At 37.7% G+C, this 23,943-nt stretch carries 15 protein-coding genes; 3 read left to right on the top strand and 12 right to left on the bottom strand.

Annotation, left to right across the window (positions count from 1 at the left end; genetic code table 11):
• Nucleotides 1-233 precede the first annotated feature (233 nt).
• Entirely contained in the window at nucleotides 234-989 is a 756-nt protein-coding gene (locus tag ABVT42_RS06130) for an isocitrate lyase/PEP mutase family protein (RefSeq protein WP_353896208.1), read from the top strand.
• A gap of 1 nt (nucleotide 990) precedes the next feature.
• Nucleotides 991-2,049, top strand: a complete 1,059-nt coding sequence (locus ABVT42_RS06125; protein ID WP_353896209.1) for a bifunctional transcriptional activator/DNA repair enzyme AdaA — start codon at nucleotides 991-993, stop codon at nucleotides 2,047-2,049.
• Between the two features lie 63 nt (nucleotides 2,050-2,112).
• Here the strand turns inward: ABVT42_RS06125 and ABVT42_RS06120 are convergent, their stop codons facing one another.
• Nucleotides 2,113-2,643 carry a DUF6531 domain-containing protein gene (locus ABVT42_RS06120; protein WP_465251080.1) on the bottom strand — a complete coding sequence of 177 codons (531 nt, stop codon included), beginning with the start codon at nucleotides 2,641-2,643 and terminating at the stop codon, nucleotides 2,113-2,115.
• Between the two features lie 692 nt (nucleotides 2,644-3,335).
• Here ABVT42_RS06120 and katG point away from each other — a divergent pair.
• The gene (katG, locus tag ABVT42_RS06115; protein ID WP_353896104.1) at nucleotides 3,336-5,522 is read left to right on the top strand and encodes a catalase/peroxidase HPI; all 2,187 of its coding nucleotides are present in this window, start codon (nucleotides 3,336-3,338) and stop codon (nucleotides 5,520-5,522) included.
• A 16-nt stretch (nucleotides 5,523-5,538) separates the two neighbouring features.
• Here the strand turns inward: katG and ABVT42_RS06110 are convergent, their stop codons facing one another.
• The 11 genes from ABVT42_RS06110 to ABVT42_RS06060 form a co-directional block, all read right to left on the bottom strand.
• On the bottom strand, nucleotides 5,539-5,985 hold the full coding sequence (locus tag ABVT42_RS06110; RefSeq protein ID WP_353896103.1) for a hypothetical protein: 447 nt from the start codon (nucleotides 5,983-5,985) through the stop codon (nucleotides 5,539-5,541).
• 170 nt (nucleotides 5,986-6,155) lie between these two features.
• A complete protein-coding gene (locus tag ABVT42_RS06105) occupies nucleotides 6,156-6,482 on the bottom strand; it encodes a CZB domain-containing protein (RefSeq protein WP_353896102.1) in 327 nt (108 codons plus the stop codon).
• 90 nt (nucleotides 6,483-6,572) lie between these two features.
• Nucleotides 6,573-7,298: a thioesterase II family protein gene (locus ABVT42_RS06100; protein ID WP_353896101.1), complete on the bottom strand. Its 726-nt coding sequence runs from the start codon at nucleotides 7,296-7,298 to the stop codon at nucleotides 6,573-6,575.
• A 128-nt stretch (nucleotides 7,299-7,426) separates the two neighbouring features.
• Complete coding sequence (locus ABVT42_RS06095; RefSeq protein ID WP_353896100.1) at nucleotides 7,427-8,737, bottom strand: hypothetical protein; 1,311 nt, start codon at nucleotides 8,735-8,737, stop codon at nucleotides 7,427-7,429.
• Between the two features lie 139 nt (nucleotides 8,738-8,876).
• Nucleotides 8,877-9,875 (bottom strand): outer membrane lipoprotein-sorting protein, encoded by a 999-nt coding sequence (locus ABVT42_RS06090; protein ID WP_353896099.1) that lies wholly within the window; start codon nucleotides 9,873-9,875, stop codon nucleotides 8,877-8,879.
• A gap of 123 nt (nucleotides 9,876-9,998) precedes the next feature.
• Nucleotides 9,999-10,745: an ABC transporter ATP-binding protein gene (locus ABVT42_RS06085; protein WP_353896098.1), complete on the bottom strand. Its 747-nt coding sequence runs from the start codon at nucleotides 10,743-10,745 to the stop codon at nucleotides 9,999-10,001.
• A gap of 28 nt (nucleotides 10,746-10,773) precedes the next feature.
• Nucleotides 10,774-11,700: an SDR family NAD(P)-dependent oxidoreductase gene (locus ABVT42_RS06080; RefSeq protein WP_353896097.1), complete on the bottom strand. Its 927-nt coding sequence runs from the start codon at nucleotides 11,698-11,700 to the stop codon at nucleotides 10,774-10,776.
• A gap of 11 nt (nucleotides 11,701-11,711) precedes the next feature.
• Complete coding sequence (locus ABVT42_RS06075) at nucleotides 11,712-12,962, bottom strand: ABC transporter permease (protein ID WP_353896096.1); 1,251 nt, start codon at nucleotides 12,960-12,962, stop codon at nucleotides 11,712-11,714.
• A gap of 18 nt (nucleotides 12,963-12,980) precedes the next feature.
• Entirely contained in the window at nucleotides 12,981-14,249 is a 1,269-nt protein-coding gene (locus tag ABVT42_RS06070) for an ABC transporter permease (protein ID WP_353896095.1), read from the bottom strand.
• Between the two features lie 49 nt (nucleotides 14,250-14,298).
• Nucleotides 14,299-20,694: a beta-ketoacyl synthase N-terminal-like domain-containing protein gene (locus ABVT42_RS06065; protein WP_353896094.1), complete on the bottom strand. Its 6,396-nt coding sequence runs from the start codon at nucleotides 20,692-20,694 to the stop codon at nucleotides 14,299-14,301.
• Entirely contained in the window at nucleotides 20,681-23,935 is a 3,255-nt protein-coding gene (locus tag ABVT42_RS06060; RefSeq protein ID WP_353896093.1) for a non-ribosomal peptide synthetase, read from the bottom strand. Before ABVT42_RS06060 ends, ABVT42_RS06065 begins: the two co-directional genes overlap by 14 nt.
• Nucleotides 23,936-23,943 lie beyond the last annotated feature (8 nt).

Genomic DNA, 23,943 nt, shown 5'->3' with positions numbered 1-23,943 from the left:
TTTTAGCTGAGCACCCAAAGGGCAAGCCAAGCCGCTAGCATCTTCTTTGTTGTGATAACTTGAATGAGAATGACTCATCCTGCATTATCACGCCGCAAATCTGATAGCGGCTTGGCTTGCTGAATCATGCATCTTCAAGTAGAACGGGTATAAAAATACTGATCCATTTTTCGGTTGTTGTACGAGCTTTCTTTATAGTACTTTGCCTCTAAATCTAAATTGTGAGGCAAAGTATGAATTTTAAAGAGTTACATTATTGTGATGAGCCATTAGTTATTTGTAATGTATGGGATGTGACCAGTGCTAAAATAGCTGAAAAAGCCGGATTCAAAGCGATAGGTACGTCAAGTGCAGCAATTGCTAATTTATTAGGCTATCAAGATGGTGAAAGTATCAGTTTTGATGAGTTAGACTATCTTATTAAGCGCATAGCATTAAATACAAAAATACCTTTATCTGTTGATTTAGAGTCTGGTTATCACCGAAATCCCGATAAGGTTACGGAATATATTAAAAGACTAGCTGATGTCGGTGTTGTCGGCATAAACATCGAGGATAGTGTGGTAGGAGATAAACGTCAACTACTAGATGCTGAACACTTCGCAAAGATAATTTTAGCGATTAAAAATCAACTAGTTAAAGATAATATAGAAGTCTTTTTAAATGTAAGAACAGATGCTTTTATATTAAATATGAGCGATGCTTTAGAGGAAACAAAGAAGCGCTCTTTGATTTTTGAGAACTCTGGCGCTGATGGTCTCTTTGTTCCGTGTATTGAAAAAGAAAACGATATAGCGATTATTGTAGAACACACTAAACTGCCTGTTAATGTGATGTGTATGCCACAGTTGCCAAGCTTTAATCGGTTACAAGAGCTAGGCGTCAAGCGTATCAGTATGGGAGATTTTATATTTAATAATATCTACCATAACTATGAATCGATATTAAAAACGCTTACAGCTAACCAATCCTTTGATAGTATTTTTTAATATGTTAATTACACAAAAAAAGAAGATAGAGGATTATTATCAGGCATTGTTAGATAGGAACTCTAACTATGTCGGAATTTTTTATGTATGTGTGAAAACGACGTCAGTGTTTTGTATTGCAACTTGTCGAGCTAGAAAACCTAAGCTAGAGAATGTTGTATTTTATACCTCTTTTAAGGAAGCATTGAGTGCAGGTTATCGACCATGCAAAGTTTGTAAACCGACAGAAAATGCTAATGAGGCGCCTGAACAAGTGGTTAAAGCGGTTCAATTATTCAAAAAGAATCCAAAAGAAAAAATATCTGATTTTCAGTTGAGAGAAAATGAAATAAGCCCTGAATTGGTGAGGCGTTGGTTCAAAAAAAATTACGGTATGACTTATCAAGCTTTTCAACGAATGTATCGTATTAATAGTGCTTATCAAGAACTTAGAAGTGGAAAAAAGACAACCGAGACAGCCTTTGATTCCGGTTATGAATCGTTGAGCGGATTTGGGTACACCTACAAAAAATTTATAGGGGAGTCGCCCAAAAATAGTGCAAGAAATAATCTTATTATGATTAGCCGACTAACCACTCCGCTTGGACCAATGTTTGTTTGTGCTACTGACGAAGGTATTTGCTTGTTAGAGTTTGTTGATAGGAGAATGTTGGAAACTGAGTTCAAGCAGTTGCAAAAGTTGTTAGATGCTAAAATTATTGCTGGCGAAAATCAGTATACGATCCAAGCACAAAAAGAAATAACAGAATATTTCAACGGTCATAGAAAACATTTTGATGTTAAGCTTTGTACTCCTGGCACCGATTTTCAAAATAGGGTTTGGTCATCATTAAAAGATGTGCCCTACGGTGAAACAACGACTTATCAACAACAGGCTGAGAAAATTAATAAACCGAAAGCGGTGAGAGCCGTTGCGTCGGCGAATGGCTTTAATCGAATCGCGATTATTATACCTTGCCATAGAGTGATCGGTAAAAATGGAAAACTAATCGGGTATGGTGGAGGTATTGAAAGGAAACAGTGGTTGATTGACCATGAAACCCAAAATCTTGGTTCCTGATTAAACAATCGACTACTTTATTTAGCATGATATTTTTATAGCAAATACCATGCCCCGTCTATCTTATTGTAATTGCTCNATTATCTGCTCATCACGCTCTACCAAGCGTAAGTCATAGATACTGCGCCAGCCATAACCCAACCCGCGGTTTTGCCCACTTAAACTGCTCCGATATAAACGCCGCCAAACCAGTGGCAGTGGCGCTGGCAAAGTGACGTCCACATGGGTTAACAGCTCTTCACCGGTAATCATACTAATAGGGCAGCCATTTTGCGGTGTGTTATCAAGCGCCGGACAAGGCTGACCGCTGGCATTGGTGCTTGCCTGGGTAGAAGTGATAGTCGCCTCTTCAGGCGAGAAGCCGGACTTTGCCGCTTGTGCCTGAGCGTTTTGCTGTTGATGTTGCTGGCGGGCCTCTTCCAGGTTTTCACTTTGTGCCTGAGAGCCGCTGCCTTGATTGCCGCCATTAGCCAGTGACCATAAATCACTGCCCGAGGAGCGACCAACCACCGGATAGTTCACCCGATAAACCTGTATCTCTCCTGAGAGCAAGGCATCATACACCCGCTGACGACGACGGATAAAATGATTCATATCGATTTTTCCGTCTTCCAACAAGCCTAACACCTGAATGAAACCCTCGCCCTCACTACTGCGCATTTCATGCACTTCCGTTAAAAAGCGAATCAGACTGCTCTGCCCTGAGAACTGACTGCGAGTAACCTGGGCACTCGAATCGGCCTGCTCATAGGCAATACCTTGACGCACAAAAACGATTTGGTTGCGGCTGCCAAAGCCAACTTCCAAAATAAGAATATCCCTCTTCATAGCGCTCCCTTGGGTTGGTAATATTGGGGGGAATTTGAGTGGTTAGACAACTTCAATCTTAATATAGATTCAGTACTGATTAAACTAATTATACCAATAAAATGTGAATTAAATCACATATTGTTCTGTGATCAACCCCAAGATTTTACGTATAAAACATCAAATAACTTTGCTTTCTCTAATTTATTTTTTGCAATCAAGTTTGTTATTAGCTGAAATTAAATAAATTACTGAGATTTTTTTGCTGAAAAGTTATGTAAATTTTCTGTGTTTCTTGTCAGGCACTTTTGTCTTTTAGGAATTCAACTATAACTATATTGAAAAGTATGACAACCAACTTAGTAAGTTATGACAAGAGGATATCCAGAATTATTTTTTAAATTTTAATGTTCAAACTAAGGGCCTTTATAATGAAAAAAAAATCTCAATTAACACGCATACTGGCAATATTCAACGTAATGATACTGGGGCCAATAATATTAGGGCATTCAAATTTATTGAATGCTGAAAATGCTAAGTCAAATCAGTTTTGGTGGCCAGATCAATTAAATCTATCTCCGTTGCGCGCTCATGCTCCCGCATCAAATCCTTATGGTGCCGACTTTAATTATGCTAAAGCTTTTGCAACTTTAAATTTAAAAGAAGTTAAGCAAGATATCAGCAAAGTGTTGGCAACCTCACAAGATTGGTGGCCTGCTGATTATGGTAATTATGGACCGTTTATGATTCGTATGGCCTGGCATAGTGCCGGAACTTATCGGGTTGGTGACGGGCGTGGTGGTGCCGGCGGTGGACAACAACGATTTAACCCTTTGAATAGTTGGCCCGATAACGCTAACCTCGATAAAGCACGTCGCTTGCTGTGGCCGGTAAAACAAAAATATGGGCGCAATCTTTCATGGGCCGATTTAATGATACTTGCAGGTAATGTCGCGCTTGAAGATGCAGGCTTTAAAACCCTTGGTTTTGCTGGTGGTCGCAGTGATGACTGGGAACCTGATATTGTTTATTGGGGGCCCGAAATGAAGATGCTGGAGCAAAAGCGTCGTACCAAAAAAGGTGGCTTAAAAGGTGATTTAGCTGCGATACAAATGGGGTTGATTTATGTCAATCCGGAAGGCCCAGGGGGTAATCACGATCCGTTAGCCGCAGCTAAAGACATGCGGTTATCTTTTGGTTTAATGGCGATGAATGATGAGGAAATTGTTGCGCTGGTTGCTGGTGGACACACCTTGGGAAAGGCTCATGGTGCGAAAAAGCCACAAGACTGCGTTGGTCCAGAACCCGGCGCGGCACCTATTGAAGAACAAGGTTTTGGTTGGAAAAATCGTTGTGGTAAAGGACATTCTGAAGATACAACAACCAGTGGTTTAGAAGGTGCATGGACTGCAACGCCTACCACTTGGTCGATTCAGTATTTGGCTAACCTAATGGCGTTTGAATGGAAACAAGTCAAAAGTCCGGCTGGTGCAACTCAATGGATTCCCACCGATCCGCAAGCTGCCCAGATGGTCCCTGATGCCCACATAGCAGGAAAGCGACATGCGCCAATTATGTTTACTACTGATATGGCCTTAAAAAAAGATGCTGGATTTAGAAAAATATCGGAACGTTTTTTAAAAAATCCGGCTGAGTTTGATTTAGCATTTGCAAAAGCCTGGTTTAAATTAACGCACAGAGACATGGGACCTAGAGCTCGTTATCAAGGTTCGGAAGTGCCACAGGAAATAATGTTATGGCAAGATCCAATACCAACAATTGATTATCAATTGATAAATGCTGCCGAAATAAAAGCACTGAAAGAGAAGATTTTAGATTCTGGTATTTCACAGTCTGCATTGATTAAAACGGCTTGGGCTGCCGCTGCTTCTTACCGCGAAACAGATATGCGCGGCGGGGCTAATGGCGCTCGTATTCAACTTGAACCACAAAAGGACTGGGCAGTAAATGATCCCAAGAATCTTAGTAAAACATTAAAAAAGCTAACCAAAGTTCAGCAAAAATTTAATAAAACTCTTGCCTCGGGTAAGCAGGTTTCGCTGGCGGATGTGATTGTTTTAGGCGGTGCAGCAGCCATTGAGCGAGCAGCTAAAAAAGCGGGCCATTCGATTTCAGTTCCGTTTACGCCGGGACGTGCCGATGCGACACAGCAACAAACCGACGCTAAATCTTTTGCAGTGCTAGAACCTAAAGCAGATCCGTTTCGTAATTATTATCATGAAGAAAGTTATTTTACTCCGGCAGAAGCAATGGTTGATCGCGCAAACCTTTTAAATTTAACCGTACCAGAAATGACTGTTTTAATTGGTGGATTACGTGTGCTGGGCGCAAACTGGAAAGATACCAAACACGGTGTTTTTACCAATAAAAAAGACACATTAAGTAATGACTTTTTTGTTAACTTACTCGATATGTCGACTCGTTGGAGCAAGTCGAAAAAAAGCGGGATTTATAATGGTTATGATCGAAAAACTGGAAAATTAAAATGGACTGCAACAACGGTTGACTTAATTGTTGGTTCAAACACCGAATTAAGAGCTGTTGCAGAAGTATATGCCGCCAATGATGGACAGCAAAAAATGATCGATGACTTTATTGCTGCATGGACCAAAGTGATGAACGCCGATCGGTTTGATATGCGTTAATCTTAACAATTAACTGTCAGTCGGCTAATTCGTTTGTTGTTGAATTAACCGACTGGTGAATTGAATTTTTGAACATTAATATACCGATACCAGGAACAAAAGCAATTGACAAATCAACAACAAATGGAAAAAAGCGTAAGTCAAACATAATACCGTAGAACAATAAGATAATTCCTTCGAACACACTGGCAAAGCCTAATATTGGAATAATATTGGCGTATTTTTGTGGATTCTTAGCTGCCAACAAAAACAATAAACCAATAATACCAAATGCACCTGATGCCATTCTTAACCAGTAATTTAACATTTTATCATCAGGTATTGGTCCGCTTCCTCCAAACTTTTGTAAATGTTCAACCGCAAATTCCCACGGTAATACGGCACCAATAACGGTTAGCCCCCAACCAAGTCCAGCACCAAGTAACAGCAATCTTAACAAATTATAGGGAGATAACATTGTCATCCTGAGGTTGTTCTCATTATCCAACTTTTATAGTCAATATTATAAAGTTGCAATGGCCGTAAAATCAATATGACTTGGTTAGCAGCCAACACCAATCACTAAATATTACTTATATCAATGTTTTTATGATTGAATGTGAGATTATTCAATGATTCATCGCGGAAAGATACTTAAGTGCGCCCGTCAATTTGTAAGCTAAGTTCATCTAACAACTCCATAACTCTCACACTGGCTTTTTCCATCTCATTTAAATGATGAATGGCACTTTCTAATTGTTGATCTTGAATTAAACGCAATGCTTGAATACCATTTTGGTGTACCGCTCGATGGGGATCGTCAAGTAAACGAAAGACATTAATATTAGTGTATTTTTGTTTGCCTTCAGTTTGATACCACTTTCCTAAACGACATAACGTATGATCGGCAAATTCATCAACTGGCTTATGAATTACACCAAAAGCAATGGCATAGACCTCCTCTTTCCAAACGATAACCAAAAAGATAAGTATGCCGTGAAGATCAATACTTATCTTTGGTATTGAAAGGTTCTAAAGAAGAAAGATATTATCAATTATTCGCATTACCATTTATTCGATTGATGAAGCAATAACACTTTGGCGAATCAATTTGCAGATCTCTTCAACATACTCATAAATAAAGAAATGATCACCTTCAAATTCTAATAAACGAAAATCACCTTTAACATAGTCGCCCCACTCTTTAACCTTTGCTTTAGTAACCATATAGTCATTATCGCTATAAAAAAAAGTTAAATCGGTTAACTTTTCGGAAGCCGGCGCAAATTGATATTGTTCGCAAATACGATAATCATTTTTAAGAATGGGTAAAAACAAGTTAACTAGCTCAGGCCAATTAAAAAATTCTTTGGGTGTTCCACCAATTCGCTTAATCTCCTGCAAAAATTCCTTATCTTCTAGTACATGTAGAATCTTATCTCGGTATTGATAATGTGGTGGATTACGACCTGAAAGAAAAACCTGCGCCGGTGGTGTTAATGCCGAATCGCTCAGCCGTTTAAACATTTCAAATAATACCAGACAGCCCATACTATGGGCGTACATGATATAAGACTCATTATCATCAGTTAATTGACTCTGAATAAAGTCGAGCAAATCTTGTGCAGTTTCAGCAATATTAGCCGATAGCGGCTCATTCATGCGTTTGCCATGACCGGGATAGTCATATAGCTTAACATCAAAATTAGATAAATGAGGCTGCCAAGAACTGTATGCTGACATAGCCGCACTACCAGCAAAAGGAACTAAAAATAGTTTTAATTTTTTATCTGACATAATTTATAAATACAATTTCAAAAAGTAATTCAATAAAAAGTAAGTCACTGTAGAACAGTCATTAGTTAACTTTACGCGCTGAGACGAAATCAAAGTAATCAAGCGTAGTTATCTGTATAAGAGAAATATTAAAAATTATAAGCAACCACCAAGTCTAAATTCCATTTGTAAGGCATACTACCAAATTCAGTATTTGCATCACCCTTAGGTACAAGTATATTTACCCCAATATTGGTGGTATTGAAATACAATGATGTCAACCGAAGGTTATACATTGTTGATTTGTCTTTGCCGCGAAGAATATCAAAACTATAGCTAAAAGTATCTAAAAAACGGTTACCTGATGCTTCGAATAAAGTATCTTGGCTGATAGACAATGCTGAATAATAACGTTGATTACGTCCATAGGATAAATGACTTAACCACTCTGCCGAAAGCAAATAAGGTAACGAAGTTGGTGATTCAAGCGAAGAATAAATATATTGTAATTCATTTTCTCGATAAGCTTCGTCTATTTTGTAATATTCAGCGCGAATAATCATGCGGTAATCGCTTAAATCGTAGGATAACGACACTAACTGATTTTGATAAGCCCCTTCACCTTTAACACCATAAATACCAGCAAAATTATCGCCAGTTTGTGAAAAGGTCTCGCGAGTCAATACTCGGTATTGTGATGCACCTTTATAAGCCAGATTTGCCATTAAAGTTAAAGATTTGTTTTCTAATCCCATCCAGCTCAGCGGAAAACTTGAAAAAGAAAAACCTAGTGCATGTTCTGTTTCATCGGAATAATAGTAAATTAAATTCCAGTCAACATCAGAAATATCACTATTCGTGTATTTCAGCCCAAAACCACCATTTTCTGTTGCATCATCTAGGTTTAACATAAAACTATATGCACTATTGCCGGAAAAATAATCGGCAGAGATTGAGTCAACCCCTTTATTATTGGTTAAATCCAGAGAGGTTGGATCGAGTGGTGGATTAACAAAATCTGATGGAATATAGCTAAATCCATGCCCCCAAAGAAAGCGTTTACGCCCAACAGTTAACTTGGTCTGATTATTAAATCGATAACTTGCATAAAGTTCATTTACTTTGAAGTTTGATTCATGCTCACTATTGAACTGAGTATCATTAAACTTAAAGACTTTTTCATTAATGACATAGCTATCAGTATAAAAAGTAAAGTCTCTAGACTTGCGATACTTTAATTCAAACCCAACAATTTGTGTTGATAATTCTCGTTGAGAGTCGTAGGTATTGTTTTGAGTATTGACATCATTCAAATAAATTGATTGCGGATTTAATTCGCCATATCCAATTGCCGTATTCAACTGGTATTGAGCTGTAGCGTAAGCCTGGCAGCTTGCAACCGCAAATATAATTAATGTAAAAAAGGAAACCTTATTTGAAAAAATCTTAGGGTTGAACATTATCAGTTAATCTCTACTTCCAGTTATTGCCTGTTAAGTTAAGCGCAGCACCAATCAAAACAAAGCGCCAACAGGCGCTTTAGTTGAACTTTTGAAATTGATTAAAAGCTCTGATTTTACTATTTAAAACAAGTTGAATCTATAAGGATTCAAGATAACCGAGACTAAATATCGACTCATCGATCTTTTCTACGCCGGTAACTTCAGTGACATGCATAATGCTCTTGCGACGTTTATCAAGCTCATTAGTAAACTCAATGACTTTAGGAATTCGTTGATCAGCCAGCATATGATGTTCGGTATAATTCATGACTTTGATTTTTTCACCCGAAATTGAATAGCACTCATTTTTTACAATGACTTTGTTTTTTATATCAACAAAACTATTGATTTGTGCATACCCTTCTGTCCCCTCTTTGGCTAATAAAGTGACTTGATAGATAGCGTTGTTTTCAGCAACAGGCTGAAAAGACTCGATAGTGTAATCTCTCGCGAGATTCATTTCTAACAAATCATAGTTGCTGGCATCTGTTCCCAAAAAGTTGTCACGATTAGCAACTCGAATTGAGCGCATAATATTACTAAAATACATCCATAAATCTTTGTCGGCTTTCAAAACAAACTTGCCTCTATCGACTCTAGGTGCAGTAATTTCTAACAGTGCATTATTCCCCTGAGATTGAATGCTCATTTGTATTGTTTTTTTCTTTTTATCATCGACAAAGCTGGTCACTTCAATTTTGGCTATTGAACTTGCCGGGTAGCTGTTGATTGCAATAATTTGTTGTAAATCTGTTTTAGTGATACCGGTTGTGACAGTAGTATTTTCGTTTACAGCAAGTTCATCGACACTTACCGATGTCAAGGCTGAACTGCTTGAACTTTCTTCTATTTTTGTTCCGGCCATCTTTGCTGCAGCCTCTGTCGTATCAGCAGTGTTAACTATACCATCGCTAACTGAACTATCACCATTGCGAGGCGGTGTTGCTTTACCAGACAGACTCGCTTCAACCACATTTTTGTTACTCGAATCATTAATGTTTTGGCTATTTTCCTGCGCACTAACACAAGATAAATTTAGCAAAGTAATTACCGCCACAGTAATTAGCGCTGATGATGTCTTTAAATAAATGGACATATAAATTTCCTCATTTCACCTAATAGTGAAACCTAATTAAAACAATATACCTAACCAGCCATCTAGTTGATAATTTTAATCAAAAATTAACGCCGCTCAAGGTAATACTACTTTTAATAATGATTACACAGTAGCGTCTGCAATGATTACACCTTCTTTTACAGAAGGTTGACCATTGGATTGTTGGGTACGTGGATCACTAACAATCTGACCATCTTTTATTCTCACTACCGAACTACACTGACTGATGATATCAACATCATGTGTACAAAATACAAAGCTGGTTTTTTCGTCACGATTGAGCTGTTGTAATAGTTCTAAAATCATAAACGAGGTGTCAGAGTCAAGATTAGCCGTTGGTTCATCTGCCAAAATACAAGCAGGCTTGTTTACTAATGCACGTGCAATAGCTACCCGCTGACGCTGTCCACCAGACAATTCATCGGGACGATGTTTAACACGATTCTCCAGACCAACAGCTGAAATCAAGTGCATAATCCAGTCGCGTGTCTCTTTTGACTTGGTCTTTTTATGACCAATCAATGTTGGTAATTCGATATTTTCATAAACGGAAAGTACAGGAATCAGGTTGAAAGATTGAAAGATAAATCCAATTTTTTCATTTCTTAAATCCGCTTTTTTAGCCAAACTTAAATCAGAAATCTTTTTGTCGTCAAAATAAACAGAACCCTCTGATGGCGTATCCAGACAGCCTAGCACATTGAGCAATGTGGTTTTACCGCTTCCTGAAGGCCCCGCAATTGTAATGAACTCTTGTTCATCCACTTGAAAGTTGACATTGTCTAATGCTCTGACTTTAGTTTTTCCCAGGTTATATTCTTTGGAAACATTTTCTAAACGTATTTTCATGATTGTTAATTTTCCAGCTTATAAAAGTTTATACGGCTACAACTGATGATGGTTCATGTTGATATTCGGTAAGTGCTTTAACCCCGATTATTTCACCAGTACATTGCAAAAGTTTAATCTGCTCTTCCTGATCAAGGGCATACTTCGGTAAACGAGCCACCTTGCCAGACGATGAGATTGCTTCGCCTAAAAATTCAGCTTTATCTTGCAGTGCTAATACATCAAGATAAAGTGTCGCCGCTTGTTCTCGTGTTAACTTAAGTGGGGCGATAATGGTGTTTAACAACTTAACAGCCATTGACCAGTTCTCAGTTTTACCCTTTTCTAAAACAACATCCTTGAGTATTAATCCATTCATAAAGATATTCTTTTGACGTAGCCCTTCGGCACGCTCTAACGAATACATTAGCAATGCCATTTTAGACTCGGCATAACGCATTAAAGTTGCATATTTTGGATTAGGATTTCCATCAATGATACTGAGCTTTTTATTCGGGTTATAAAATTTAAATATCGCCGTACTGGCAATATTGAGAACCTGTGCTTTCTCTGTATTTTCAAGTAATGGTAATAACAACTCGGTTAACAGGACGGGGCCAAAATAATTAGTCGCATAGATTAAGTCTAACCCTTCTTTAGTTTTATACTCCGCAGGATTACCCATGTCGGTATAGCCAGCATTATTAATCAATATATCAATTTTGGGTATTGACGCATTGATAATGGCGGCTGCATTACGCACTGACTCGAGTTGAGAAGTATCCATGACAACGGCGGTAACATTCGCATTGTCTGCTTGTTGTTTAACCTCATTGATTACCGAGTTTAAGCGCTCTTCACTGCGTCCCACAGCTAATACATGCGCTCCCATTGAAGCAAACTGTTTAAGTAATACTTTACCAATGCCTGAAGTGGCACCAGTTAACAAGATAATCTTATTTTGATAGCGTGTCATTTGTGTTATTCCTATCGATCAGCCATCGCATCAGCAATTGGCTTTTTAGTTGCACTACGTGTAACAAAATAACTAGCGATAAAAGCGACCAACCAGGTAAGAATAAAACTACCTACAAAACCTTCAATATCAAGTGCAGGATAAAAACGTGATGAACCAATAATACTGGCAACATATTCGCTAGTAACCGGAATGCCTACCTGCTGTGTTATCAAATAGATAATTATTGCTAGCAAAATACCCGTAATTGAAAAAATATTAGATAAAATAACATTTTCCGTTACTAGAATACGTCGAATCTTTTTAGGACGAGCGCCAAGACCGCCATAGGTCGCAATTTCTTTAGTTCTTTCCATAGTCACAAGAATTGTAGTAAAGGTAATCGCAGCAGCCAATACCAGACAAACAATCATAATTAACACAAAAAAGCTGGTTTCAAACATTTGTATTTGAATTTTAAAGTTTTCAGCGCCAACTTGCCAATTTGTAAATTCCACTGATTTTTTAGTAGGCGTTTTAACCTCTTCAATTAGTGGTGCCACTTTCTCAATAAACTGTTCAATATTGGTATTTTCTTTTAATCCAATATTAATACGTGTCGCTACGTTCGGGTCATTGGCAATAATTTGTGCTGAGCCAATATCCGTATACAAATAGTTTTCAAACCAAATTGACAAATTACTAATGGTAAAAATACCAACAACTTTTAAGCGAATAACATTAATTCTGCCTTTGGTTGTTTTAGCTAATACCGCTAATGAGTCATCAACTTTAACTTGATACCTTTCTGCAAAATCTTTAGGCAAAATAATTTCTTTTTTGCCTGCTTGTAACATTCTTCCTTGAATAAAATTGAAGTTATTGTTGAGTTTTTTCTCAACCGATAAATCATAAGCCAAAAGTTGTTGACTGACGGTATCATTGTGAGTTGAAACCTGTGCCAACACCTCCAGTCGAGGATGCAAATACTTGACTTCGTCCATGGTGGCAAGCTTTTGCTTGATTGCTGGATCGAGACTGAAATATTCATAATCTCTATCAAAAATATTTTTTTCATCATCATCATTTAGATGACTTGCCAGATAAATATCTCCCGTTGCCAGCTCAATCACTGTACCACTAAAGTTTTTAACAATACCGGCTAGAAACTGACTAAAAAAAGAAATAATAAAAGCTGAAAAGGCGATCAGTAATCCAAGCTGGAGCGAGCGCTGCTTATTACGAAATAAGTTTCTTAACCCAATTTTAAGCAATGTGTTCATATGATTCTTGGCTCCCAATTACTGATGCGATAACAAAGCAACGGCATCTTGTTTACCGGCTTTACTACATGAACGAATGGTGCTGAGTAGCGCAACAAAAAGGATAATAACAAACCCAAGTAGTACAATTCGATAATCGACTACAGGAAACATAACTTTACCGCCATACCAATACTGTTCGAGCATATTCGTTGCCTGATAGCCCCCACTCTCATTAATTCTGGTTAAATTGAGAATCGCTAAAATAAAACCAACGGTGTAGCCGATAACAATTTTCAAAATAACTTCCAACATAAATAGTTGGGTCAATGATTTAGGCGACATCCCCAATGAAATTAAGGTACCAATTTCAAATCGTCTTTCGTGCAGGGTCATCGTAGTGACAATCATAATAGTTACAATCATAATCAAGAAAATAACCCCAATATTAATTGCACCAATTCCAATTGCGATAGCGGATATCCCTTCGATAGATTTTTCAACTTCGTTATAAGTATAAACACCTAAATGTCGCTGTTGTTCATCACTGAGCAATGCCTGAATTTTAGCTTTAGCGCTTGGTAAATCATTATGCGCATCTCCTGACATGCGAATTACAATTTCGGTGGCTGCCGACTGGTCTAAATACAGCAATTCTCGAGCGGCTTTTATGTCTATGTAAAAGGCTTGCTTAACATATTCATCTATCAGCACCGGCGTTGCAATTGAACCTGCGAGGTTAAAATTCATTGCGTTGAAAGATTCATCAGGTGTTTCAGTAAACAAAATAACTTCATCACCATGTGCCAAGTTTAGCCGACCTAAAATATAGTCAGATAATACTGATTGATTAATCTCACTTGAAAGATTATCCAGTATTGGTTGAATAATGGTTTGGGTATCAGTTGTAACTTTCGGTTCGGCAGTTAAGTCGACCCCCATAACCATCGCTGGTACAGACTTTTGATTATTACCAATTAACGATCCAAATCGAATTCTTGACGACGCAGCTTCTACAGAAGGTTCACTATTTAACTTGCTGATTACCTGCTCGACCATTGCCGATTCAATTACGGGTAAACGGCGAGAGGAAGTAAATTTGAAAAAGTCAACCGGCGAATCTTTTGGCTTAATAATAATATCACCGGTTAATGTATTTATGACACTGTCTTGCAATGTTTGTTTAGTGCCTATAATCGTTCCAATGGAGCTGACCAATGCCAAACTCGCAATGACGACCACCAAGGTGCTCAATAATAACCTTAAGCGATATCTTAGTGTATTTCTAATGGCTAACTTTAATAGCACACGTTTTCTCCTCTAAATTTTAAAGTCGTCCTTTACTTTTAAAACGCAATTAAATGTTACTGTTATTTAAACCGACTGGTTGTGGTTTTGATTGCTTTTCTTGCGGTAGTTGTTCACCGGCTTTAAAGTAGTCAATGACGTTTTGGAACTCCTCTTTTATAATATTTCCGATTTTTTCCATATCATTTTCAAAACAACAAAGAATATCGAGTATTAATTCACCTTCAACTACGGAGCTAATCACATAAAAACTGGCGTAGTCAATTTTGCCTGAATCTAACATTTCTTTAGTGGCAAAATCGATAATTTTACGATACTCGGTTCCTGATTTTCCGGTGTGATTAAGCAAGATCATTGGATCTTTTTGTGATAACTTTTTAGCACTGATTAAGCCCAATATGTTACGCCATTTTATCAACATTGGAATACTCATCACCATGTTCATAAAATTAATATTGTAACGATTAATATATTGAAGCTTCTCACTGAGCCGTCCGATTAATGACGTTGGATTTTTCTCGGTGGTATCAATTAATAATGGGACAACATCAATGAACAAACCTAATGTATCGAAAAAAGAGATATCATGATATTTTCTCCCCTGGTAAAGTAATTTCATGGGGATTTCTGCTTGCCCAAAATATCTGGCTAACGAATAGCTTAGGCCAGCAGTTGTAATTTGCCAGGCTAAATCTTCCTCTTCATATCCGTTAATTGATGGTAATGTGATTTTGTACTGCCAGTATTTAAACTGATTTTTATTTTTGAGTTTTGTATTTGCCGTTATTTCATTCTTAGATTGTATGATTTTTTGTTCAATCGCCAATTTGGCCTGATTAAATTGATTTAACTCGAACAACTGAATTAATTTTTCTTCGGTAATTCCTTGTGGTCCTTTATTCAAGTTTTCCAGATAAAAATCATAGCTTTTGATATGAGACTGTGCACTAGGCTGATACTCGGCCATTAATCTAGCATCGTAATCATCGAGAATATGCCGCTGCATTACCTGGCCACTCATATTGTCAAAAATAGAATGATCCAGGTTAAATAAAATATTGATCCTTTTATAGTCAAGCCGTATTACTATAACATGATATAACACCGTATTTTCAGCATCAAAATCTGTTTCATATTCTTGACTCATTAGCTTTTCAACAATTGCTTGTTTACTATCCTCATTAAATTGGGAAATATCAATATAAGGCAAGTTGACCCGCGAGGTTCTTTCATGTTGTTCCCAATATAATCCATTGTAGTTGCGAGCCAGACTACTCCGTAATAACCCTTGATTATTAATTATTTTGGTTACTGATTTATTCAGTAACTCTAAGTCAAAGTACTTATTGATAAACATTTCGTAAAGTGAAACGCGAGTATCACTTTTAAGATACATCTTTTGAAATGGGCTTACTTTATAAATAGTTTCTATTGGCGCATTAACCAGGTTACGCCCAAAACGTTTTTGCTGAAAGCGAACGTTATTTAACAATCTTTCTAATTGCTCTTCATCTATCGCTTTCAGATACAGCTCATCATTCAGACTTTTCTCTGAACCGCTGAAAATATCTTGTGTGACATTTGACTCATCGTTAGTTGTAAACAGTTCAGTATTGGCATTTTGGCAAATGTAGTTAGGTAAAGCAGCAAACTCTACGGTTTGTTCTTTGAGGATTGCTTGCATTGCGAGCAAATCTGCTTCAGTCAAAGGTTTTTCGGTATATAGTACCGACACTTGCTCTGATGAATTGGACTGTTTATCTAATAACTCTTTATCTAATAACTGTTTATCCAATAACTTATCATCAAAATCCCTCTGCTTTTCCTTCTCTGTATGAGAATGATTTACCATTGATTCGTTCAACGGGAAAAGCCGGTAACCAAAAGCCAATGGAAGTGCTTCATTGAGTTTTTCTGTAAGTTGCACAATTGTCTTGATTCGATGTTGATTTCTTGGAAACTTACTCTCAAGATAATCGGCTAGAGACTGTAAATCGGGATAATTAAATACAACGTTTGGTGAAACGCTAATGCTATTTTTTTCAAGTTCTGCGGTTAATTGTGCTACTCGCAGTGAATCCCCACCGAGTTCAAAAAAGTTATCCTGAGGTGAGAATTCTGTAATCCCCAGTATTTGTGACCAATACTTCTGTAAATCATCTAGATAGCTCTCAGGTTGTTCTACTTCAGCCTGTGATAACTGGGAATGACTAGAAACTTCATCTTGGGATTTCTCATGCAGCAAACCAGGTTGCATTAACGAGGACACGGGGGCAAATAGCGCTTGCATTTCTGGTTTGATCGTAACCTGATGCCAACCACTATTTATAACGCTGAGTAAAGCTCGCTGCGCTTGCTGATCGGGCAAATAGAATTCACAATGAGTTACTGATTCTTCAAAAGGTAAAAATACCGTCGACAAATGCTTGTCTTTAATTTGAGTTCTTAAACGTTTCTCAAAATCGCTGCGCACTTTATAGTGAGCAATAGAGTTAGCATCTAGCCAGCTGGCGCTACCTGTTGATAAGTAAATAAAACTTTGGCAATCAAATTTATTAATCTTTTGTAATAAGGATTTATAAAACAACTGATGTGCATCATCTAGCGATGTTTTATCGAGATCGCTAATCGATGCTAGTGTTTTTTCGCCTTGAATATAGTTACAGCTCAAATAAGAATCAATAATTATAATTTGATCATAATGTCGATCTTTAGCAATAACATTTTCGATCACTTGCTGTTGTTTTGCTTGATTAACACTCAGCGATAAACCAGTAACTCTAGCTTTGGTCAGATGATCAAGTTGTGAAATAAAATCAATTAATGGAAACTGCTCTAATGCCATTACCAATATACGATGTGCAGACGGTAACGTATTATTTATCGATTGTACCTGTTCACTTCGATAGTCATTCATCCCCCAGACTTGTCTTCGTCCTTGACTTAAACGAACCAGTGGTTGATATTCGAATTGATTAAATAATTCTGCTTCAATATTTTGTAGCAAAAGCGGATCATTAAATGATAAGTCGAGTTCAATGCACTTTACATTGATGTTGGGATAAAGCAAATTAGTACTACGACACCAAAGGTTAATATCGTGGTTAATTTGTCCCGCAATAGGTGTTCTATAACCAATGCATAAAATACAGTCAAAATGTTTATTGGGGTATTGATTGGTAATGGTCTTAATACCACGACTGATTTGCAATTTTGTTTTTTCAATATCTTCACTTTTTTCCGATGCACAAAACCAGACAAATAACTCAGGTAATTCACTATTAATTGATTTTTGTGCTAAAAGTTTTTGATAAGCATCACTTTCATTGGCAGCGATAGATAATTTTTCTGATGGATTAACCTTTGTTACATTATTAATTTTAATGGTGGTCATTCGCAAACCACCGATGGTTGCAAATAATTGGAATCCTTTTTTATCGAGCGCAAATAAAAAACAGGACTTAACTGAAAACTTGTCTTTATTGTCTGTCAACAGCTCAGTCTTCCAGTCCCAATAGTAAGGAACGATTTGCTTATTTTCATCGCTTTTTACTGGTTGCTTCGCTGACGTTTGATTATCAGTTAAACCATTTGACTCAGTGGTCAGATTGCCCAGGTTACCCAAATGGGTATTAAAAACATGATTGACATCGCCATTACCAACAGGTAGTTCACTCTTCTCAAAAGGATAACCTGGAGTTGAAATTCGGCGAGCCGCAATCTGTTTTTGCTGGTAAAAACTCTGCCAATGTATAGAAACACCTTGCGACCAAATTTTTCCAAGTGCTTCTATAAAATAAGTTTCATCGGTACAGTCAATTTTTGCTTGACGCAATACTGATACCGGTTTGTCCATCACAATTTGGTTGGCATCAGCAATTTGTTTTACTAATGCACCAAGAACATTGCCGGGCCCAACCTCGATTAAAATTTGATTCTGATCCGCTAATAGTGTTTCAATTCCACCTAAAAAGTTAACCGCTTGTCGCAAATGATTTAAAAAATAGGTTTCATCCTGATTTTGCTCGCCGCTTATCCAATCGCCAGTTAAGTTAGATAAGTAAGGCGTTTTAGCTTCATTTAATGTAATTCCTTGAATTACACTTTTTAATTCGGGCAAAACACCATCCATCATTGATGAATGAAATGCATGTGATGTTTTTATTGGTCGATAAATGATTGCGTTTTTATCGAGTAGCTGGCAAAACTCTTCAATAGCCTGATGGGTGCCTGATACCGTAAATTGCTCAGGAGTATTCATGGCAGCAATTTCGACGTGCTCGGTCATGACTTCTTGTAGTGCATCTTTAGTACATAATACAACTAACATCGCACCGGATTGCATTGATTGCATTAAACGACCACGGTGATTGACCAGATGGATTGCATCTTCAACGGTGAGTACTTCTGCAACAGTAGCCGCAACAATCTCGCCTAAGCTATGACCAATCATTGCATCAGGTTTAATGCCTAATGACATTAAATAATGGGCAAGCGCTAATTCAGTTACAAATAGACATAATTGTGAGTTTGCCGTTAAATGAATTGCTTCTGCATCAGCATCGGTGGGTTGCAGTAACATTCGGCGAATGTGAAATAATTGTTGCGCATCACAAATGGCTAATAGTGTATCGAGAATACCTTGATAGGTCTTATCCTGTTCATATAAGGAGCGAGACATGCCGGCGTACTGAGTTCCCTGACCAGGAAATAAAAAAGCAATTCTTGGCGAATTGGTTAACGCTTTGACTGCTGTTAAGGTCTTTAATCCGGTTGACTCAAGATTGTTTTCCTCATCACTTAAAGCTGTAACATCTTCGGCTAATTGTTGCTCAAGTTGTTCAATTGTCGATACACGATAAAAATGACGATACTCATGGCTTTCACGTCCAATAGCATAGCTAAAGCATAGATCAGCAACAGAAATAGTTGGGTTTTGTTGAATAAATTGATGCAAATTTATTCTTATACGATTTAATGCGTTTTGTGTTTTCGCTGATAGACACAAAATATTATCTGGTTGCGGTTTGTTTTTAGCTAAATTTTCTTGTTCAAATAAAGCAACTGGATCTAAAGATTCCTGTGCGAGTGCTTCTTGAATATTTTCTTCGAGAATAACATGTGCATTGGTACCACCAATCCCAAATGAACTGACCCCTGCTCTCAACGGCCAAAATGCGTCTGATTGTTCTGGGTGAGGTATACGTTGCCACTCTCTTAACTCGTCAGAAAGCTTAAAAGGTGATTCTGCAAAATTGATATTTTCACTTGGCGCGGTCAAATTAGCATTGGGTGGTAATTGACGATGTTTTAATACTAATGAGGCTTTAATTAATGCAGCAACACCTGCCGCAGTATCTAAGTGACCAATATTTGATTTAAGTGCGCCTAATGTACAATACTGCTTTTGATCGGTTGCAAATGCTTTGATCAAAGCTTGAATTTCAATCGGGTCGCCCAGTTCAGTCGCTGTTCCATGAGTTTCGACATAACCAATCGATTCTGCATTGACTTCTGCCATGTACATTGCCCGGCGAATAACTTCGACCTGGCCTTCTATACTGGGGGCCACATAACCCACTTTTCTTTGGCCATCATTATTAGCACTAATACCACGTATTACCGCATAAATATTATCATTATTCTCTTGTGCATCTTCGAGAGGTTTTAATACGACAACCCCCATTCCATTACCTTCAACCGTTCCGTTTGCCCCTTCACTAAAAGGGCGGCATTTTCCCTCTGGAGATTTGATCATGCCTTCTTCGAAAACATAGCCATTTTTAACAGGTAAAGACAAACCACTAGCAGCCACTACCGCTGCCTCACATGCGCCAGTATATAAATTACGACAGGCAACATCGACACTATATAACGAGCTGGAACAAGCCGTATGTAATGTACACGCAGGGCCTCGTAAGTCAAATGCATAAGCTAATCGCGTTGCCAAAAAGTCTTTGTCATTTAATTGTAATGCGGCAAATTGCGCTGCGCTGCCGGTGGCAATTTGCAAATACGTATCTAGTTCCCAATTGAAATTACCTGATGCGCTGGCAAACAGGCCAATATTACGACCTTTTGATTTACCACTCTCTTGAAGCGCTTCTAAGCAACCTGCATCTTCAAGTGCATGGTAAACGCCTTGATGTAGTGCTCTAACCTGTGGATCCATAATAGCGGCATCTTTTGGCGTATAACCAAAAAAGCGCCAATCAAAACAGGCAATCTCAGGAAAAACCCCTTTCGCTTTGACATAATTCTTTTGTGCAACTTGATTCGCATCAATCCCCTGATTAATCAGCTCCTGCTCATCAAAATATGAAATTGCATTTTCACCCGCGACCAATAACTCCCAAAACTCAGCAACATTTTTGGCGCCAGGAAGCTGACAGGCAATACCGATAATGGCAATTTCAAAGCCTGTTGATTCATTAACTAAATTCATGTTTTTTCCCTGAACGCATCATACCGCGAATTTTATTCGCATTGCTTTTCATTGCCTGTTTTTCATCTTCGGCTTGCTTTTTATCAAGCTCTGCCTGTTTTTCTGATTGTGAAAGAAAATCAGCAACCGCAACAATCGTGGTATGCTCAAACAATGTGGTCAATGGTATCTCTTTAGCAAACTGTTTTTTGATTCGATTGTTAATGGTCATTAAGTTTAATGAATTAGCGCCAATATCAAAAAAGTTATCGAAGATATCTATTTCATCTAACCCCAATACATCACAGAAAATAGCGGCAATTTTTTCTTCAGTTTCATTGCGGGGCTTCGCTCGATTTTGATTGATCGAAACTGTAATTGGCGGTAATGCCTTGCGATCAACTTTTCCACTGACATTAATCGGCAATTGAGGAAGTTGCAAAATGAGTGAAGGTACCATATACCCAGGTAAGGCTGCGCGCAGATGCTTTAATAATTCATCGTCTGTAGTTGGTTGTTTAACTGAATAATACAATGCCAGTTGTTTACCTGACTTATGATCTTGTGCGACAACAACGGCTTCTTTAATTGACTCAAGTCGGTTAGCACAGCGTTCTATTTCGCCCAGTTCAATTCGATATCCTCTGACTTTTACCTGAAAGTCAACACGACCTAATAGATCCAGACTGCCATCGGGTAACCAACGTGCAATATCACCGGTCCGATAAAGTCTTCCTTTTTCTGATTGATGTTGATTTGGGGTAAAGGGATCATCAATAAATACTTTTTGTGTTAGCTCAGGTTGATTAACATAACCCAGCGCAACGCCGTCTGCACCTGAAACCAATTCTCCATAAGCTCCAGGAGGCAACATATTTAGATTTTTATCAACAATGTAAATGGTTGAGTTTTTTACTGGATACCCAATTGGAATACGGAATTGATGAGTTCTCTCAATTGGATAGGTACAAGTAAATACTGTGTTTTCGGTCGGACCATAACCATTGATTAGTCGAACGTGCGGGTAATGTTCTTTAATTTTATTAATATGATGGGGTGATAATATATCTCCACCAACTAATAAATATTGTAGATGAGCAAATAACTCTAAATTATTTTCTACATGTTGATTAAATAAAGCACTACTAAGCCAAGCGGTAGTGACTTTGTTGTTTTCAATAATGATATTAAGTTTCTCACCATCTAGAATATCATTTTCATCGATAACGCACAGTTGTGCCCCATGTAATAAGGCTCCCCAAATCTCAAAGGTACTAACATCAAATACGGGTGCCGATGTTAACAAGTGAACCCTTTCGGCAGCATAGTCATAAAAGTCATTATTTATGACTAATCTCAGCACATTTTTATGACTGACTGCACAGCCCTTTGGTGTGCCAGTAGAGCCTGATGTATACAAAATATAAGCAGCGCTATCGGGGTTGATTTGTGCATTACCAGAATTGTTCAGTACATTATTTTGCCCCGCTATGTCGGCTTTACTGTCAACTTTAATCTGCTGGATTTCATTCGCAATATTAAAGTGACAATCATTCAAAGTACACAAATGCTTAAGCTCTGCTTCTTGAATAAGCGTTTCAACTCGTTGTTGTGGACTTTTTATATCTATTGGCACATAACAAGCATTGCAATACAAACTGGCTAACATTGCAATAATGAGTTCAGGAGAACGCGGCAATAATAAACCTACTTTGTCACCCGCTTTTATACCAAGCGAATCAAGCTGATTAGCCAACTGAGTCGCTCGTATCTGTAACTCAGTAAAAGTTATTTGTTGCTGATAATAAACTAATGCAACTTTTTCGGGGTACTGTTGAACAACTTTATCAAACAGCTGCACCATGGAGGATTCTTTTGGATACTCACGAAACACGTCATTAAATTGTTCAGTAATTTTTTTATGATCACTTGTCGAACATAAAGTTAATTGCTCAGTTGTCGCATCGAACTGTTCGATTAATTGACTAACCAAGGTCTGCAAACTGCTCTGTAAACTTTCGATAATTGCTTTTGAATAACGATTTTCATTATAAATAAAGGTGAGTTTTGTTTGCTCGCCGGGATTAACAATTAAATTAAAGTCATAATTGGTCTGTTCATAAACTTCAACATCGACCACTCGCAATCCACCTACTGTTTCACCCAGTGCCCGCATTTGTTGAGAAATGGGATAGTTTTCAAATACAATCACATGATCCAACAGTTTGTTCTTTAGTTTAGTATTAGCTTGAACCTCAAAAAGAGGAGAATACTCATACGGATTACTGGCAACCGTTTGCTCACTCACTTGTTGACATAGCTGGGCAAAGGTCTGATTGGCGTCTGATTTAACACGAGTAGGAATTGTGTTGATAAACAATCCAACCATATCGTTAACGCCATTCAATGCTGGAGGACGACCAGACACTACGGAACCGAACACCACATCATTGGTGTTTTGATATTTTTGTAATAGCACACCCCATGCAGAAACCAGAAAATGATTAAAGGTAATTCCATTGGATTGACATAATTGATTAATTTTTTCAGTCAATTGTTCATCAAAATAAAATATTTGATTGGCATGTTGATATTCACCTTTAAATGGTAAATCAAAGTAAGGAGGACCTACTTCGTTAGCATAATCGAATAAATATTCTTTCCAATAGTCTGTTGCCTTCTGTTGGTCATATTTGTCTAGCCATTGAATATAACGGTCATAACTTACCGCTTCACGTTCCAACGGCACATTTTCACCTTTACAATATTTTTCGTAACATTGAAACAAGTCAGAAAATATCATGCCAAGACACCACCCATCCATAATGACATGGTGAAAAGTAAATACCATATGGTGTTCTAACCGCCCGGTTTTTACCAGGTTCACCCTTAATAATAAATCTCGACTTAAATCGAAACCGGCTTTTCTATCTTGCAGTTTAATTTCGTTTAATTGCCCTATAATGTTACCTTGCTCGCTGATATCTTGGTGATTAAGTTGAATAGTTCGTTCTTTGTAAATGACTTGTCTAGGTTTATCTGTTTTACGATAACTAAAGTTGGTTCGTAAAGCACCATATTTATAAACGATTGCATTTAAGCTCTTTTCTAGATTTTCGTAACTGATTTCGCCAGCCAAAATAAAATCAAACTGTTCAACATAGGCTGTGGTATCAGGAGATTGAGCATAATGTAATACCATGCCTTCCTGCATGGGAGTTAAGCCAAAAACATTATCAATATTCGCTTTATTGTTGTTCATCATTGATC

The sequence above is a fragment of the Aliikangiella maris genome (assembly GCF_040719265.1).
GTDB lineage: Bacteria > Pseudomonadota > Gammaproteobacteria > Enterobacterales > Kangiellaceae > Aliikangiella > Aliikangiella maris.
Note: the sequence above shows the minus strand (reverse complement) of the source record. Positions and strands in the feature narration are given on the sequence as shown.

Coding starts and splice junctions, on each gene's coding strand:
- ABVT42_RS06130 (WP_353896208.1), top strand. CDS start 234: ATGAATTTTAAAGAGTTACATTATTGTGATGAGCCATTAGTTATTTGT.
- ABVT42_RS06125 (WP_353896209.1), top strand. CDS start 991: ATGTTAATTACACAAAAAAAGAAGATAGAGGATTATTATCAGGCATTG.
- katG (WP_353896104.1), top strand. CDS start 3,336: ATGATACTGGGGCCAATAATATTAGGGCATTCAAATTTATTGAATGCT.
- ABVT42_RS06110 (WP_353896103.1), bottom strand. CDS start 5,985: ATGACAATGTTATCTCCCTATAATTTGTTAAGATTGCTGTTACTTGGT.
- ABVT42_RS06100 (WP_353896101.1), bottom strand. CDS start 7,298: ATGTCAGATAAAAAATTAAAACTATTTTTAGTTCCTTTTGCTGGTAGT.
- ABVT42_RS06095 (WP_353896100.1), bottom strand. CDS start 8,737: ATGTTCAACCCTAAGATTTTTTCAAATAAGGTTTCCTTTTTTACATTA.
- ABVT42_RS06090 (WP_353896099.1), bottom strand. CDS start 9,875: ATGTCCATTTATTTAAAGACATCATCAGCGCTAATTACTGTGGCGGTA.
- ABVT42_RS06085 (WP_353896098.1), bottom strand. CDS start 10,745: ATGAAAATACGTTTAGAAAATGTTTCCAAAGAATATAACCTGGGAAAA.
- ABVT42_RS06080 (WP_353896097.1), bottom strand. CDS start 11,700: ATGACACGCTATCAAAATAAGATTATCTTGTTAACTGGTGCCACTTCA.
- ABVT42_RS06075 (WP_353896096.1), bottom strand. CDS start 12,962: ATGAACACATTGCTTAAAATTGGGTTAAGAAACTTATTTCGTAATAAG.
- ABVT42_RS06065 (WP_353896094.1), bottom strand. CDS start 20,694: ATGAATTTAGTTAATGAATCAACAGGCTTTGAAATTGCCATTATCGGT.
- ABVT42_RS06060 (WP_353896093.1), bottom strand. CDS start 23,935: ATGAACAACAATAAAGCGAATATTGATAATGTTTTTGGCTTAACTCCC.